Here is a 16735-nt window from a genome sequence, read left to right as displayed (position 1 = left end):
ATAACATTAATCCACCACGACCCCAATCTGCATTGTCGTCAGTGGTTTAAATACGTCTGTCGGGGTATTCAGCCGGATATTATAGATCTGATAATACGCCATTACTGCTTTCACATAGTCACGTGTTTCACGGTAAGGAATGGTCTCAACCCAAACATCAGCCGGCATGGCATAATCTTTTGGCACCCACTGTTTTACCCGGCTGTAACCGGCATTGTAGGCTGCGGTTGCCATTAATAAATTACCGTCATTGCGTTTCATCAGGTAATTTAAATAATCGGTACCATAATCGATATTCAGTGCCGGGTTATTCAGCTGCGACAATTGCACCGGTTTTTTCGCAATCTGCCGTGCGGTAGCAGGCATTAGCTGCATTAAGCCACGCGCACCCACGGGTGATGCAGCATCAGCCATAAACGAGCTTTCCCGCCTGGCTATCGCCATCGCCCAACCCGATTCAATCTCAGCCTTGGCAGCTGACTGACTGATTTCATCCTGAAATGCCAGCGGAAAGCGCAGTTCTACATCGTCCCAGTAGCCGACATCGGCCAGTGAAAAAATGGCGCGCTCATACCAGCGCAGTTGATACGCCAGTTTGGCAGACACCAGCTTTTGTTGTTCATCCGAGCTGTCCTGCAGGTAATTCCATTCACGGCGGGCCTCTGTTAACCGGCCAAGCGCCAACCATTCCTGCGCCCGGCGTACGGCGGGATGTTGTTGCAAGCCTGCCAGTTCCTGCTCCGATACGGTCACAGGTGCATGCGCCAGACTGGGCGGTAAACCTAACCTTGCAGCGGCCATAAAACCATAAAAATGCCGTTGCAGTGCCAGTTGCTGAAAAATCGGCTTGGCTTTTTCTTCCTGCCCCTGTTGCTGATACGCCCGCGCCAGCCAGTATTGCCAGCTGGCATCTTTGGCAATATCGGCCGGCAATGCCGTAATCACCTTTTCTACTTCAGGCCAATCCAGCTGCGCCAGCGCATGGCTTACCTGCCAGTGTGCCAGCGTACTGTCAATCAGCTCGGGCGGCAAATCATCAAACCACTGCGCCGCCCGCTCATCCCCTTTACTAGCAAGCGCTATAGCGAACTGCCGCTGCACATCCAGCCGTTGCCCGGCACTAAAATAGGGGTCATTGACAAACTTCTGCCATACCCGCAGTGCCTGATCCGGATGGCGCCAGATCAGCCGCTTCATGCCATAGGCTGCGATATCACGCTCCTGCACTGTTTTCAGCGCAAAGAACTTGCTGTTGGCAATAACCGCCGGATTGCGCCGGGTTTGCTGATACATATCGGCCAGATACTGCTGAGCAGCCGGCAGCTGGTTTTTTAAATAGGGGATGAGGCTGGCATCACCCCCCTCTGCTGCCAGTATCAGCCGTTGCCATACCAGCTCTGGTGTCTGCTGACCGGCTTTGCGCCAGAGACTGAATAAGGGGTCACAGGCTTTAGGCTGCGACTTACCCACCACCCATAAGCGACTGACGTCTGGCCAAAGTGACGCTGCATCAGCGTTTTTCTCTGCCAGTTTAAACCGCAGTGCCAGGCACTCCAACTCTGCATCCGTAGAGCCATTGTAGTTGGCCAGATATAACTGGCTTTTCCCACGACGGGCTAAATCCAGTAACCAGGGTTTACGCAGCGGCCAATCCATTGGCGTGCCGGTATTTTGTTGTAAAAAATCGCTAATACGCTCATCAGCTGTCAGAAACTGTTGTAAGCGCCGCTGTTCCAGATACGGCTGCAGCGGATAGCCGGCAAATTTTTTCAGCACCTTTTGTGCCTGTTCGTACTTTAAACTGCCAATCTGACGCTCGGCCTGCAGAAATTCATTACGTAACGCTGCCTCAGAAGACACCGACGCCGCGGACAGCGGCGCCAACAGCAGGTTAGCCAGCATAAAAACAATACGTTTCACGACGATAACCCCGACAAAAATTCTAAACTGAAAGAAATACCACCTATAGTTACTGCTGATTACCGCGGCCAATTCAAACACGCGTTTAAATAACGGTTGAATTTTTTACTGATCCGCGACACACTGACTGCGACAACCTCATCGTACCAGTTGCGAACAACCCTAACATACGCGACCAAGGAGCACCGTTATGATTTACCAGAGTGACAACATCAGTGTTGCTTACCTGAAACCTGGTATCGCCCGTTTTGCTTTTAATGCCAAGGGCTCAGTCAACAAGTTTGATCAGCAGACACTGTCTGATTGTAAGACAGCTTTAGAGCAACTGCACGCCGACAAGGCCTTGCAAGGCGTTATTTTTTGTAGTGAAAAAGACACCTTTATTGTCGGCGCCGACATTACTGAATTTTTAAGCACCTTTCAGCGCCCGGAAAACGAACTTATTCCCTGGATAAAACAGGCATCAGATATCTTTGATCTGGCCGAAGACTTACCGGTACCTACTGTCGTCGCCCTTAAAGGTTTCGCATTGGGTGGCGGATGTGAGTGGTCACTTACTGCCGATTACCGCGTTGCCGATACCACCACAAAAATAGGTTTACCAGAAGTTAAACTGGGCCTAATGCCAGGCTTTGGCGGCACAGTGCGCCTGCCGCGTATTATCGGCGCAGACAATGCAATGGAGTGGATCACCACCGGTAAAGACCACAGCGCCGAACAAGCACAAAAGTTTGGTTTAATTGATGCTGTAGTGGCGCCAGAAAAGCTTGAAGCCGCAGCCCTTAGCGTATTGGAAGATGCCATTGCCGGAAAATTGAACTGGCGTAAAAAACGCGCAGTTAAGTTAGCACCGCTAAAACTGAACAAAACCGAAGCGACAATGAGCTTCTCTACTGCAAAAGGTATGGTATTCGCCACTGCCGGTAAACATTACCCGGCACCAATGGTCGCAGTATCAACCATCGAAGCCGCTGCCGGTTTAGATCGCACGGGCGCTATGGCACTGGAAAATGCCGGCTTTGCCAAACTGGCCAAAACCGATGCCGCGACAGCACAAATTGGCCTGTTCTTAAATGATCAGCTGATTAAAGGTAAAGCGAAAAAAGCCGCTAAAACGGCCACGAAAGCTGTCAATAAAGCCGCCGTACTGGGCGCCGGTATTATGGGAGGCGGTATTGCCTACCAGTCTGCGCTAAAAGGCGTACCGGTAGTCATGAAGGATATCGCCGACAAAGCCTTGCAACTGGGTATGGGCGAAGCGACCAAGTTACTGGGTAAGCAGGTCGAGCGCAAAAAGCTTGATGCTATCGGCATGGCAAAAGTCATTGCCTCTATTACCCCAACACTGAGTAACGAAACCGTTAAAGGCGTTGATATCGTCGTTGAAGCGGTAGTCGAAAGCCCGAAAGTGAAAGGCGCTGTGTTAAAAGAAGTGGAAGGCTTAATTGCAGACGATGCGATTTTAACCTCTAACACGTCGACCATTTCGATTGATTCACTGGCGGCTAACTTAAGCCGGCCGCAGAACTTCTGTGGTATGCACTTCTTTAACCCGGTTCACCGTATGCCATTGGTAGAGGTTATCCGTGGTAAAGACACCAGCGATGAGACGGTTGCCGCAGTAGTGGCTTATGCTGCCAAAATGGGCAAATCGCCTATCGTGGTCAACGACTGCCCGGGCTTTTTTGTTAACCGGGTGCTGTTCCCCTACTTCGCTGGCTTTAGCAAACTGGTATTAGACGGTGCCGACTTCGCCCAAATTGATAAAGTCATGGAAAAGCAGTTTGGCTGGCCAATGGGCCCGGCTTACTTACTGGACGTGGTCGGTTTAGACACGGCCTATCACTGTACTGATGTGATGGCAGCCGGTTTCCCCAGCCGCATGGCAAAACTGGATAACGACCCTGTGGCTGCTATGTACAAAGCCGAGCGCTACGGCCAGAAAAATGGCGTGGGCTTCTATGCCTACAGCAAAGATGCCAAGGGTAAACCGAAAAAAGATGTCGACCCTGCCGCTGTTAACCTGTTAGCCGGTATTGCGGCTGATAAGCAGGAGTTCAGTGCCGATGACATTATCGCCCGCGTGATGGTGCCGATGATCAACGAAACCATCCGCTGTCTGGAAGAAGGTATTGTCGAAAGCGCTGCCGAAGCGGATATGGGCCTGGTTTATGGTTTAGGCTTCCCTCCGTTCCGTGGCGGCCCGTTACGTTATGCCGATACCATCGGCCTGGCTAACTTTGTCGCCCTGGCTGATAAGTACGCCCATTTAGGCGAAATTTACCAGGTAACAGATAAAACCCGCGCTATGGCCGCAGCTGGCCAGCGTTTCTTCCCGGTTTAAGCGCAGGAGCTGAATGATGAAAAACGCAGTTATCGTAGATTGTATCCGCACCCCTATGGGGCGCTCTAAAGGCGGCATGTACCGTAACATCCGCGCTGAACAGTTATCTGCCCATGTCATGGCATCACTGGTTGAGCGCAACCCGGCATTAAACCCAAGTGATATCGACGACATTATCTGGGGTTGTGTGCAGCAAACACTGGAACAAGGCTTTAACATCGCACGTAATGCAGCGCTGTTAGCCGGCATTCCGCATTCAGTGCCAGCAGTAACAGTAAACCGCTTATGCGGCTCGTCAATGCAGGCACTGCACGACGCGGTACGTGCTATTCAAACCGGCATGGGTGAGGTGTATTTAATCGGTGGTGTGGAACACATGGGCCATGTGCCAATGAGCCACGGTGTCGACTTTCACCCGGGTTTATCTACGTCAGTTGCTAAAGCTGCCGGTATGATGGGCTTAACCGCCGAGCTGCTGGGCAAAATGCACGGCATCAGCCGCCAACAGCAGGATGAATTCGGCGCCCGTTCACACCGCCTGGCGCAGGAAGCCAGTGTGCAAGGCCGTTTTAAAAACGAAATTATCCCAACCGAAGGCCATGACGCTGACGGCGTGTTAAAGCTGATGGATTACGACGAAGTTATCCGCCCGGAAACCACAGTAGAAGCGCTGGGCCAGCTACGCCCGGTATTCGACCCGGCCAACGGCACCGTAACTGCAGGTACTTCATCTGCCCTGTCTGATGGCGCTTCAGGCATGCTGGTGATGAGCGAAGACAAAGCGAAAGAACTGGGCTTACCTATCCGCGCCTATGTGCGAGGTATGGGTGTAGCAGGTTGTGACCCGTCTATCATGGGTTACGGCCCGGTACCGGCATCGAAAAAAGCATTAAAAGCCGCGGGTATTACTATTGCCGATATCGACTACGCCGAGCTAAACGAAGCGTTCGCAGCTCAGGCGCTGCCGGTAATGAAAGACTTAGGCTTACTGGAAGTGGCCGATCAGAAAGTAAACCTGAACGGCGGTGCTATTGCCCTGGGCCACCCACTTGGCTGCTCGGGTTCACGTATCGCCACTACGCTGATTAACGTGATGGAAGATAAAGGCGGCAAGTTTGGCCTGGCGACCATGTGTATCGGTTTAGGCCAGGGTATTGCTACAGTATTCGAACGCCCATAGTTTGAGCGGCCGTAAGCTGGTAGCAAGTAACACAATCGCATAAAATAAGGGCCGTTTTCGGCCCTTTTTATTGGTGCAATAAATAAGGCGCAAGTCCTGCTGGCGCAGCCACAGACCCACGAGCGCAGCGAATGCGGCATAAGCTGGCGTCTGGAACGCCAGCGTACGGCAAAGCCGGGCCGCACGGCTGAAAGGCAGGATTGCCTGAAGCCCCGCTGTGGCGAGTACAGCGGGAATTGTGCCGATGCGGCCTTACTGGTTAAGTTAGAGTTTTACCGGAGTATAAATGGAAGATATTTTTAACAGCGCAGATCAAACACTGGACGCTTTAGGCCTGCGCTGCCCCGAGCCGGTAATGATGGTACGGCTGCAAATGCGTAAAATGCAGGTCGGCGAAACCCTGCTGATTATTGCCGACGACCCGGCCACCACCCGAGATATTCCGGCCTTTTGCCGGTTTATGGAGCATGAGTTAGTGGGTAGTGATACGGCCGAATTGCCGTATCGGTATGTCGTGAAAAAATCAGTCTAACAGCAACTTCGGCCCGTCAAGACTGTGGTTTCAAACTGATTGATGCACAAATAGCCGGCAAATTTTCTGCCGTCATGCCAGGTTGCAGAAATCCATCGGATGAGCCGAGTTTGGCTCTTTCGGCATCATCAGCAGACATGACTTTATCGATCCAATTGGCATGACTCGACACCCTGGTGTACAGCTCCTTAACGCCGTACTCGCCAACATCTTTAAACCATGAGTCTACCCTGGAACTTACGCCAAGCAGGTAATAACCATCCTCTTTTTTCAGATAGGCCGGGCCACCGCTATCGCCATTGCCAGATACGCCTTCCAGCTCAAGCCCTTTTTCACCTGATTCAAATACAAACCTCAAATCAGATTGTGTAACAGCCACAACTTTGTTCTGGGCCTTACGCAACACCCCATTGTTTTCTTTGTAACCGATAGTTTCACCGGTTAAGCCTGTTCCTGTGCCACCGCTGCCTATAAACCACAGCTCCTGATCACGTTCATCCTGTCGCCGGTAGAGTTTGGCGGGCTCTACACTTAGCACCGGTCTTGCCAACTGGATCAGGGCTAAATCATTCTGCTCGCCTAACTTATAAGACGGGTAACTGTAACGCGCTTTTACCTCAACCGACTCATCGCCGACAGCAATTATCTGACCCGGACTCAGGCAAAACACGGTATGCGCAGCAGTTAACACCCATTCAGGCGCTATCAAAGTGCCGTGCACGCCGATATTGTAAAACGTCGCCAACGGCGGAAAATCTGTTTTAGAAGCAAGATACTGCTCTGCCGGCTTGTCATGGCGAGTCACAATTGCTGAAACCGGAACGGTCAGCATGCCGGTAGATATCAGCACACCAAAGCTTATTGACTTTAACCGGGTATTGTTGCGCATTTATGCATCCTTACCTGCCCTTTGTTTAATACCAGACTGGCAGAAATACTGATAAATATTAAGCGATTAAATGTAAGACTTCTTTACATCATCGATACTTACCGAATGCAGATATTATTAACGGATTACAGCGCCGAACCTGGTTTAACCCTCTTCTTAAGCCAGCATTAAGACAGCTAGTCTGCACAGGAAAAATCTGTCTGATGGCTCAAATGCTGTGCCGCTGTCACTCAGCTTATGGCAGAATACGGTTTTTACTTACGTTGCGGAGCCGTTATGCAACTGTCCCCTGCTGATTTACATATATTGCTGGTTGAGCCGTCTGATGTGCAGCGCAAAATCATTCGCAAGAAACTAGCGGAAGAAAACGTTAACCAAGTGGTAGAAGCAGCCAGCATGCAGCAGGCGATGCAGCATATTGCACAGCATAAACCCGATGCGATTGCCTGTGCCCTGCACTTTGCTGATGGCACCGGCGAGCAACTCCTTAAGCAGTTAAAAGCCGATACTGCCACCGCTGACATTCCGTTTATGCTGGTATCCAGCGAAAGTCGTAAGGCCCAGCTGGAAGCCTTTAAACAATCTGGTGTGGTGGCAATACTCCCTAAACCCTTTGATGCGATGCAGCTGGGTAAGGCGTTAAATGCTGCTGTGGACCTATTAAGTCCGGCCGAGCTTGAGCTAACGCTGTTTGATGTGCACGATGTACGGGTATTGGTGGTGGATGACAGCAGGCTGGCACGCAACCACATTAAGCGTGTGCTGGGTAACCTGGGTATGCAGCATATTATTGAAGCCGAAGATGGCCAACAGGCAATCAGCATTTTACAGCAGCAAATGTTTGATCTCGTCGTTACCGATTACAATATGCCGGAAGTTAACGGTCAGGAGCTGACTGAATATATCCGCGAGCATAGCACTTTGTCGCACATTCCGGTACTGATGGTTACCAGCGAAGCCAACGATACCCATCTGGCGAATATCGCCCAAAGCGGTGTTAATGCATTGTGCGATAAGCCTTTTGAGCCTGAAGCGGTTAAACAACTGCTATACCGCCTGCTGGAGCAATAATCGTTGTCGGCTAACAATGTTAGCCGCTGTGTTTAAGTTGCTACAGTGCCAGTTCCAGCCGTTTTAGCTCGCGTAGCTGACTGCTGCGGTTTGTCTCCAGCCAGATCCACAGCTTAGTACCAACCTGCGCCTGAAATGCCAGTAGCAGCAAAATACCCCAGAACAGTTGCTGCTCTGGCGCTACGGTAAAAAAACTGATAACCACAGTAAAAAGTAGCCGCGGCAAGCAGCAAAGCCATGACATAAGCGACTGCCATAATTGTGCCAAGGCCGGCTTTGTCAGTTCGGCAGTCATTCAGACCACATTACAGGTAAACATTTCAATATAAGGCAACTTTATTGTTGAGTTTCTGCACTAAAAAAGTTAAAAGGTAACCGCTTTTTAATGCGTTGATTTTGTTGTCTATATACGGAGATTATTAATGACAATTGTGAATAAATTAGCACTTGTTACCGGCGCCCTATTGTTACTGAACGGATGTGGAGGCTCGGGAGACGACGAGTCACCATCTTATACTTTACAAGGTAAAGTTAGCGGCTTAAATGGTGTGCTGGTTATTGGTATGAATAGCAATACCTTTAATATCAATCAAGACGGTATTGTCTTTTTTGGTGACGACTTTAAACCTGGCGATCAGGTAAGCATTACAGTGCGTCAACAACCACAGAATCAGGTTTGCGCTTTAACCGGCCCAAGTTCTTTTACTTTTGGCAATGCGCACATTGCTGATGTTGCGATAGCGTGTGAAAACGTAGCTGAATATACCGTAAGTGGCACAGCTACAGGCCTTGTCAGGTCTGTTACATTGCAGTATCAAGCGAACGGCGGGGCACTAAATGACGTTATTATTAATGATAACGGTAGCTTTGAATTTGCCAATAAAGTGCTACAAGGTACTGAACTTGCTTTTAGTGTTAAAAGCGCAACAGGCCACACATGCGAAGTTAGCCCTACCCAAATAACGGCAACACAGGATATTGATAACCTGGCTCTGAGCTGTTCAACCTTTGGGAAACTTAATGGCCGCGTAACTTCGTACGGCTCTGGCTCAGCCATTAACATGGCGACCATTTATGTATTTATAGCTGACCAGAATGGCACCCCGTCATTATTGCAAACTGCTACATCCGATAATGAAGGCCGGTTCACAATTGATGCATTAGGTTACCAGGAGCGTATTGTTGTTGAAACCTCGGCACCAGGTTATGCAACCCGCTCTGATATCGCACTTACCAGCGAAGACAACCCTGAAACAAACACCAGTATAGCGCTAGTTGCAGCCGATGTTATCATCACCTTCGAAGCCGCCTCTGCCGCTACGCTTTCTGATACCAACTCCGCTATGCAGGTTTCTTTACCTGCGGCGGCGTTTGTTAACGCAAGCGGCCAATCCGCTGCCGGCACTATTACAGCCGCCCTGACCAATATCGATGCTTCGTCCGATCCTGCTATTATGCCCGGATATTATTTAGCTGTTGACCCCACAACTGGCAACGAGCAGGCTATCGAATCATTTGGCGCCATTAATGCGCATTTTACGGATGCCCAAGGCGGCGCACTGCAGCTGGCACAGGGTGTCAGTGCCACTATTCGTATTCCAGTTGCAGCAAGAGCAACAACGCCACCAGCAACCATTCCGTTGTTGCACTTTAACGAGCAAACAGGTGTGTGGGATATTGAAGGTGAAGCCACCCTGAAAACCGACGAGCAGAACCGGCCTTACTACCTAGGCACTGTCGGTCATTTTTCAACCTGGAACGCGGATGCTTTGTTTAGCTCGGTGAATATTTTGGGCTGTGCAGTTGATAACAATGGCGCGGATGCACTATCAAACGTGCGGATTATTGCAGACGGCACAGACTACATTGGTCGCTCAGTTACCTACACCAACGCTGACGGCGAGTTTCAGATAGCTGTGCGCCCTAACAGCCAGGTGCTGCTGTCTGTAAGAGATACTGATGGTCAAAGTAATACGCAAATCATCAACGTTGGCACTACCGATTTAACTCTGGATGACTGTCTGGCGGTGAGCAGCGGCGCCATGACTGTAACCCTGACGTGGGGAGATAATCCGCGAGACTTAGACACGCACTTTCTTGGCCCTCGTACCGAAAACAGCCTGGATGACCGGTTCAGAATTTACTTCAGCAATAAAGAAGAAACCATAAATAACGTTACGATGTATCTGGACCGCGATGACACCACCAGTTATGGCCCTGAAGTACTGACGGTACCGCAGTTTCCGCTTGCAGGCCGCTACCGCTATGCTGTGCATCACTATAATGGCAGCGGTACAGTCTTTCAATCACCTACCCGTGTAGAAGCCAGAGTGCTGGGCGAAACCTATATATTCAGCCCTACCGCAGATGAAAGCACCAGTGACACTAATAATAGCTGGGTTGTATTTGATGTTGAGGTAACGGCTGAAGGTGCAATAACAGTCATACCGGTTGACGCCTATATGAGAAGAGGCAGTGAAGATATCAGTGGCAACGCTGTCGGTAGCTTGTCGTTCTCAGCAAAACAAAAAGTAAGTTTGTAACATACAAACTTAAATGTAAAAAACCGGCTTAGTAAGCCGGTTTTTTTTGGCAGAATTAATTACTGCAGCACTGAAATATCAGCTACCTGCAGGAACAACTCCCGCAGTTGCTTTAACAGTGCCTGACGGTTAGCCCGCACGGCAGCATCATCGGCATTTACCATCACTTTATCGAAGAAGTTGTCGATAACTTCACGCATAGCCGCTAAGTGCGCCAGGCTTTCAGCATAGCTGTGCTGGCCAGCCTGATACTGCTGCTCGGCAACAATAGCGCTATGCAGTGCCTGTTCGGCCTCTTCCTGTAATAAAGCAGTGTTAACGCTATTGGCAATATCGCCTTCAACCTTGGCCAGAATATTTGCCACCCGCTTGTTAGCAGCGGCTAACGCTTCTGCAGCGTCCAGTTTGCGGAACTCTGCTACCGCTTTAACCCGGCGGTCAAAATCGCTTGGGTTGGTTGGCCGGCGAGCAAGTACTGCCTGTATGACATCAACTCCGTAACCTTCGGCTTCATACCAGGCGCGGAAACGGCCCAGCATAAACTCCAGTACGTCATCAGCCACTTTGGCATTGCTGAGCTTGCTGCCGAAAGTTTGCTGGCTAAAAGCGATTGCATCGACCAGATCAAGCGGTAGTTGCTTGTCGACCATAATACGCAGCGCGCCTATGGCAGCACGGCGCAGCGCGAACGGGTCTTTGTCACCTTTTGGCGCCTGACCGATACCGAAAATACCCACCAGCGTATCCAGTTTGTCGGCAATAGCAACCGCGGCCCCTTCCAGCCGGCTTGGCAGCTCATCACCGGCAAAACGCGGCATATACTGCTCGTTCAGCGCCAGTGCTACCGCTTCGCTTTCGCCATCGAGGCGGGCATAATGCATACCCATAATGCCCTGCACTTCCGGGAATTCGCCAACCATATTGGTCATCAGATCGGTTTTTGATAACAAACCAGCCCGCTCAGCCGAGGCGGCATCGGCACCGATTTTTTCAGCAACAAAAGCGGCAACTTTAGCGATACGCTCTGACTTCTCGGCCAGTGTGCCCAGCTGCTGCTGAAACAACACGGTTTTTAAGCTATCCAGCCGGTCAGCCAGCTTTTGCTTGAGGTCGGTATTAAAGAAGAACTGCGCATCCGATAAACGCGGCCGCACCACTTTCTCGTTACCGCTGATAATCTGCTGCGGATCTTTGCTGGCAATGTTGGCGACAAAGATAAACTTATTCTGCAGTTTGCCGCTGCTATCCAATAGCGGGAAATACTTCTGGTTATCTTTCATGGTCGAGATTAGCGGCTCTGCCGGCACTTGCAGGAAGCTTTCTTCAAAGCTGCCTACCAGTACCACCGGCCACTCGACCAATGACGTTACTTCTTCCAGTAGCGCGTCATCCATTTGTGCCTTGCCGTTTAAGCTGGCAGCTGTTTTTTCTACTTCAGCTGCAATAAAGGCTTTACGCTCGGCAAAATCGGCTACGACATAGGCGCTACGCATCGTCGCAAGGTAGTCATCTGCATGGGTAATGCTGACTTTTTCGGGCGCGTGAAAACGATGGCCATGCGTTTGATTACCACTGTTGCGACCCAGAATTGTCGCCGGCACCACGTCGCGGCCAAACAGCATAATAATGGTATGAACCGGACGGATAAATTCCGCCGTAGAGTTACCCCAGCGCATTGGCTTGGCTACCGGCAGCTTGGCCAGCGCTTGCTGTACCACTTCAGGTAGTAACGACACGGTAGCAGCACCGACTACTTTGGCTTTGTGCAGCAACCAGGCACCTTTATCGGTTTCCAGCTTTTCCGCCTGCTCTACCGTAATGCCACACCCTGCTGCCCAGCCCTGGGCTGCTTTGGTAGGCTTACCGTCGGCATCAAATGCAGAAGCAATAGCCGGACCGCGTTTTTCTACTACTTTGTCGGCCTGCTGAGCTGATAACGCATTAATGCGCACAGCTAAGCGGCGTGGCGCGGCATACCACTTAACATCGACGTGGCTAAGCTCAAGTTTGGCCAGCTCGGCGCACAGGTTATCAGCAAAGGCGGTCGCCAGCGTTTTCAGCGCTTTTGGTGGCAGCTCTTCGGTGCCAATTTCAACAAAAAAATCTTGCGCTGCCATTATGCCTCCTGCTTCGCACTATTATTGTTCTTACACAGCGGGAAACCCAGCTTTTCACGGGTGGCGTAGTACGCCTCGGCGCAGGCTTTCGCCAGGGTGCGTACGCGCAGAATATAACGCTGACGCTCGGTGACCGAGATAGCGTGGCGCGCATCCAGCAGGTTAAAAGCATGCGAAGCTTTCATCACTTTTTCATAGGCTGGTAAGGCTAAGCCTTGCTCGATTAAGTATTGGCTTTCTTTTTCGCACTGATCAAAGTAAGCAAACAGCGCCGGCACATCGGCGTGCTCAAAGTTATAAGTACTTTGCTCTACTTCGTTTTGGTGGAATACATCACCATAGGTAACACGGCCTAAGGGGCCGTCGGTCCAGACCAGATCATAAATCGAATCAACGCCCTGAATATACATCGCCAGACGCTCTAAACCGTAGGTAATTTCGCCGGTAACCGGGCGGCATTCTAAGCCACCAACCTGCTGGAAATAAGTAAACTGGGTGACTTCCATACCGTTTAACCACACTTCCCAACCCAGGCCCCAGGCACCCAGTGTTGGTGATTCCCAGTTGTCTTCAACAAAACGGATATCATGCACCAGCGTATCAATACCCAATTCGCGCAGAGAACCTAAATACAGCTCCTGAATATTGTCCGGTGATGGCTTTAAAATAACCTGAAACTGATAGTAGTGCTGTAGCCGGTTTGGGTTTTCGCCATAGCGGCCATCAGTTGGCCGGCGGCATGGCTGCACATAAGCCACGTTAGTTGGTTCCGGGCCCAGTGAGCGCAAAAACGTCATAGGGTGAAAGGTGCCGGCGCCCACTTCTAAATCCAGCGGCTGCACTATGACACAGCCCTGGCGCGCCCAATAATCCTGCAGGGCTAAGATCAGGCCCTGGAAGGTTTTTATATCGTACTTATGCATGCGACAGACTCACTGACAAAATGACTGGAAAGTATACCGAGTTGTGCTGCTGATCTGTAGGGGCTAAGTGGTGTTTTACCAAATTTGTTCGCCGCAGGCGCGATATTTTCAGCTGTTGGAACAGGCTGGCGCCAATTACGCTATCACCAGCCTGCAGCCCGCCTCCGGTCAGCTGGTCACAGCTTTGGCAGGCGCTACCGTTTTCGGTACTGCGGCAGTAGCGGTTGCAGCCGCTTCGTCAGCAGTTAGAAACTGATGAATATAATCTGACGGACTTTTCCCCATTATACTGGTCAGCCCAAGGTTTAAAAATGATGTCGCCACACCGACACCACCACCCCAAAGCGCCCCGCCAGCCACCTGGGACACATAGCCCATATCATCACCGGTCCACTCGCGATAATACTGGCTTACCAGCGGAATGTGCTGTAATGGGTTTATCATATCCACAACATCGGCCATACCGGGTGTGGTGCCTTCAGCAAAAGCGGTTGGTTGCTGCTCCTGCGCCAATTGCTCCGGGGTTTTCTCAGTTTGCAGCGCCGATTGCACCAGAGTCTGCATTAAACTCTGTGTCAACACGGAGAACATTGCATCAGAGCGGCTAAGTGCTATGCCGTTGCTCTCTTCGTTGCCGCTTAACAGTGTGACCAGCTCAGCTGCAGTGGAGGTTTTGTCCTGTTCTGTGCCCAGAGCGGATGATAATGTCTGCATAAAGTCATTACTGTCCGGGCTCTGTTGCTGCCCGGCGAATAACCAGTCGGATAAGCCGGTCAGGCTGCTGTCTTTAATTTGCATACTTTCTCTCCTTTAAACCAGCAATTTGCACCAGATCACGTACCTGTAACGGCAACACGTTAGATTGTGTCAGCGCCCGGGTCAGCGCATGATCGGGATACACCTGTGTTACCTCCAGCTCAATATTGTCTTGCGTCAACTGACGATACTGATTACCCCAACTGTCAGTAAAACTGTCGCTATAAAATAGCCGGAAAATATCACCACTTTTAACGCCCTGCCTGCTACCGGCACTGATTGCAACACCCTGCGGCACGATGCGTACCACCTGCGCCTTAACCGGCGTACAGGCCAGCGTTTGCGCTATATCATCTACGGCATCGCGTAGCAGCCGCTGCACTTCAAGCCCATAGTCAGAACGCCATAACTGATCGCTGCCACTGTCAATCGGTGTTGTCAGCGGTACCGGCCACAAGGTCCGGGTTTGGTAAGTGTTATTCTGGATAAGTGCGCCGCTAATGCCGTCTGTAACACTGATATCGAGCGCGAACTGGCGGGTCCAGCTTTTCTTATTAAGCAAATTGCCAGGTAGCACGCCAAAAGACAGATTTCGCAGCTGGCCCGAGACAATAAACTGGGCCTGTGCCGCCTGCGCTATTTTCTGCAATTGCTGCGCTGCCGCTGCGCTTTGTAATTTATCAGCACCAGGCAAACTGTAGGAGACGCCCTGCTTTAGCAGAAAATCAGCGTTGGCGCGTTGCAAAGTTGCAGCAAAGCGGCGGCTCACTTCGGCCGCCAGCCCCGTATTACTCTGTGCGACCTGAGTAGCGCCTTCAGCCAGATTAAAGGATGTCAGCAGCACAGCTTTGCTCAGGGTGCGGTCCGGGCATAAACTGGCTTGTGGCCAAACGTCTGCTTTCAGTGTAATAGACAGCCTGTTATCGCGTTCATCTTCTTCCAGCACGACAATTTGCAGTACCGGTAAGCCTGCCGTTAAGCTAAACAGTTCCTCGCCCAACGGCTCGGTGTTAATGACACTAAGCGCGGCCAGTGATATATCAGCTTGTAACAGGATGTCTCTCAAGGCCTGGCGTGCGGCCTGCTGTCGCGCCAGTTGGCGATTGTCATCAAAGATAACAGCCGTACCGCTGGCGCTGAACCACTCCGCCGACAGCTGGCTGCAGCACAGACAAAGCAACAGAACGCACAATTTACGCATCAGAACCACCATTTCGTGCGGCTGCTGACAGGTTTAATATCGGCAACCGGCATTGTCAGTAAATTAGCAGTATCAAGCCGCAGCCTGGTGACATAGAGCTTGCCCTGTAACGACTCTTCCACCAGCTCTGCACCTTTAATCACGCCCTGTACCTGGCTTTTTATATTGTCCTCGGTCACTACTGATTGTTCTGTGCCACTGCTGGCATGAAGTTTCTGGCCATAAAGCTGCTCGGCCAGGCGACGGTATGCCTCCTGCCGTGACGCTGCCATTGCCAGCAGCAGTTTGTCTTCGTAGTGTTCGCCGGGCTGTGACGCAACGACAGCGTATCCGGTGGCGTGCAGTACTACGCTCGCCTCCGGTGCTTCCAGCTGATAACGGATGGTACGCTCAAAGGCACAGCTGCTCAGTAGCACACTGAATAGCGCTATCAGCACCTGTCGCTTTAGAACGGCCATAGTTCCGGATTATTCAGTTTTTCAGTTAGCCAGCCAAGCCGCTGACTGTCGGCCAATGCGCCGGTACCCGAGTATTCGATGCGGGCATTGGCAATTTTTGTCGACTTAATTTTGTTATCTTTGTCGATGTCTTTGGCGCGGATAATACCGGTTAAGCGGATAAATTCGCGGCCGTTGTTAATCAACATCCATTTGTCACCCCGTACCAGCAGGTTGTCGTTAGTCAGCACCCGCATTACGGTAACTGTTAGTTCACCTTCAAAATCATTACTCTGGCTGGCGCTGCCATCACCCTGAAACTGCTGATCCTGGCTAAGCCCAAGATTAACGTCTCTGCCAGCGATCTGCAGGTTTCCACCCGGAATTTGTATCGGGTCCAGGTTGTATTCCGAACTTTTCTTAAGTTGGGTCTGGCCTTTCTTCGTTGCTTTGGTCGATTCAGACAGCTGCACCGATACAATATCGCCGGCTTTAAAATGTGAGCGCTCTATATAAAGGCTGTGCAAACGGTTTGGATTAAACAATGAGCCGGTGTTCTGCATAGGCAGAGCCTCTGGCTGCGGCTCCAGCGCGGCGTAATATGGGTCGTCAGGGTCTGGCGTTTCCATGCGGGCCAGCGGCAGGCCGGCATCGGGCTTAACCCTGTCTTCCAGCCCCGCAGGAGGCGCAGTGGGGTCACCAAAAGACGAGCAACCGCTTAACAGCGCTGCTGTTGTTACCAGCAGGCCACAGAAGTATTTGCGCATCGCTATTATTACCTTAATATTGTTTAAGCCATAGTCAGCCAATATCAGGTTAAAG

Annotated in this window: 14 protein-coding genes; 5 read left to right on the top strand and 9 right to left on the bottom strand. The window is 51.1% G+C overall.

Annotated elements, in window-relative coordinates:
• Positions 1-6: 6 nt before the first annotated feature.
• On the bottom strand, positions 7-1920 hold the full coding sequence (locus tag AC5SV9_RS10540) for a transglycosylase SLT domain-containing protein (protein ID WP_475152287.1): 1914 nt from the start codon (positions 1918-1920) through the stop codon (positions 7-9).
• A 190-nt stretch (positions 1921-2110) separates the two neighbouring features.
• On the opposite strand from AC5SV9_RS10540, the gene fadB reads away from it, so the two are divergent.
• The 3 genes from fadB to tusA all read left to right on the top strand — a co-directional run bounded on the left by fadB (position 2111) and on the right by tusA (position 5976).
• Positions 2111-4264: a fatty acid oxidation complex subunit alpha FadB gene (fadB, locus tag AC5SV9_RS10535; RefSeq protein WP_475152284.1), complete on the top strand. Its 2154-nt coding sequence runs from the start codon at positions 2111-2113 to the stop codon at positions 4262-4264.
• A 13-nt stretch (positions 4265-4277) separates the two neighbouring features.
• A complete protein-coding gene (gene fadA, locus AC5SV9_RS10530) occupies positions 4278-5444 on the top strand; it encodes an acetyl-CoA C-acyltransferase FadA (protein ID WP_475152282.1) in 1167 nt (388 codons plus the stop codon).
• A gap of 286 nt (positions 5445-5730) precedes the next feature.
• Positions 5731-5976 (top strand): sulfurtransferase TusA, encoded by a 246-nt coding sequence (gene tusA, locus AC5SV9_RS10525; protein ID WP_475152281.1) that lies wholly within the window; start codon positions 5731-5733, stop codon positions 5974-5976.
• A gap of 16 nt (positions 5977-5992) precedes the next feature.
• Here the strand turns inward: tusA and AC5SV9_RS10520 are convergent, their stop codons facing one another.
• Positions 5993-6865 carry a S1 family peptidase gene (locus AC5SV9_RS10520; RefSeq protein WP_475152280.1) on the bottom strand — a complete coding sequence of 291 codons (873 nt, stop codon included), beginning with the start codon at positions 6863-6865 and terminating at the stop codon, positions 5993-5995.
• Positions 6866-7141: 276 nt separating this feature from the next.
• On the opposite strand from AC5SV9_RS10520, the gene AC5SV9_RS10515 reads away from it, so the two are divergent.
• The gene (locus tag AC5SV9_RS10515; protein WP_475152277.1) at positions 7142-7936 is read left to right on the top strand and encodes a response regulator; all 795 of its coding nucleotides are present in this window, start codon (positions 7142-7144) and stop codon (positions 7934-7936) included.
• 40 nt (positions 7937-7976) lie between these two features.
• Here the strand turns inward: AC5SV9_RS10515 and AC5SV9_RS10510 are convergent, their stop codons facing one another.
• The gene (locus tag AC5SV9_RS10510) at positions 7977-8231 is read right to left on the bottom strand and encodes a DUF6768 family protein (RefSeq protein ID WP_475152275.1); all 255 of its coding nucleotides are present in this window, start codon (positions 8229-8231) and stop codon (positions 7977-7979) included.
• Positions 8232-8358: 127 nt separating this feature from the next.
• Between AC5SV9_RS10510 and AC5SV9_RS10505 the strand changes: the two genes are divergently transcribed.
• Positions 8359-10479 carry a carboxypeptidase regulatory-like domain-containing protein gene (locus AC5SV9_RS10505; protein ID WP_475152273.1) on the top strand — a complete coding sequence of 707 codons (2121 nt, stop codon included), beginning with the start codon at positions 8359-8361 and terminating at the stop codon, positions 10477-10479.
• 59 nt (positions 10480-10538) lie between these two features.
• Here the strand turns inward: AC5SV9_RS10505 and glyS are convergent, their stop codons facing one another.
• The 6 genes from glyS to AC5SV9_RS10475 form a co-directional block, all read right to left on the bottom strand.
• The gene (gene glyS, locus AC5SV9_RS10500) at positions 10539-12596 is read right to left on the bottom strand and encodes a glycine--tRNA ligase subunit beta (protein ID WP_475152272.1); all 2058 of its coding nucleotides are present in this window, start codon (positions 12594-12596) and stop codon (positions 10539-10541) included.
• Positions 12596-13519, bottom strand: a complete 924-nt coding sequence (gene glyQ / locus AC5SV9_RS10495) for a glycine--tRNA ligase subunit alpha (protein ID WP_134053482.1) — start codon at positions 13517-13519, stop codon at positions 12596-12598. The genes glyS and glyQ overlap by 1 nt, the downstream gene beginning before the upstream one ends.
• Positions 13520-13687: 168 nt before the next feature.
• Positions 13688-14317, bottom strand: coding sequence for a hypothetical protein (locus AC5SV9_RS10490; RefSeq protein WP_475152270.1), 630 nt, complete (start codon positions 14315-14317; stop codon positions 13688-13690).
• Complete coding sequence (locus tag AC5SV9_RS10485; RefSeq protein ID WP_475152267.1) at positions 14307-15476, bottom strand: flagellar assembly protein T N-terminal domain-containing protein; 1170 nt, start codon at positions 15474-15476, stop codon at positions 14307-14309. Before AC5SV9_RS10485 ends, AC5SV9_RS10490 begins: the two co-directional genes overlap by 11 nt.
• Positions 15476-15934: an LPP20 family lipoprotein gene (locus AC5SV9_RS10480; RefSeq protein ID WP_475152265.1), complete on the bottom strand. Its 459-nt coding sequence runs from the start codon at positions 15932-15934 to the stop codon at positions 15476-15478. Before AC5SV9_RS10480 ends, AC5SV9_RS10485 begins: the two co-directional genes overlap by 1 nt.
• Positions 15922-16680, bottom strand: coding sequence for a flagellar basal body L-ring protein FlgH (locus AC5SV9_RS10475; protein ID WP_475152264.1), 759 nt, complete (start codon positions 16678-16680; stop codon positions 15922-15924). The genes AC5SV9_RS10480 and AC5SV9_RS10475 overlap by 13 nt, the downstream gene beginning before the upstream one ends.
• Positions 16681-16735: the final 55 nt, after the last annotated feature.

The sequence above is a fragment of the Rheinheimera sp. ATLC3 genome (genome assembly GCF_059429535.1).
Note: the sequence above shows the minus strand (reverse complement) of the source record. Positions and strands in the feature narration are given on the sequence as shown.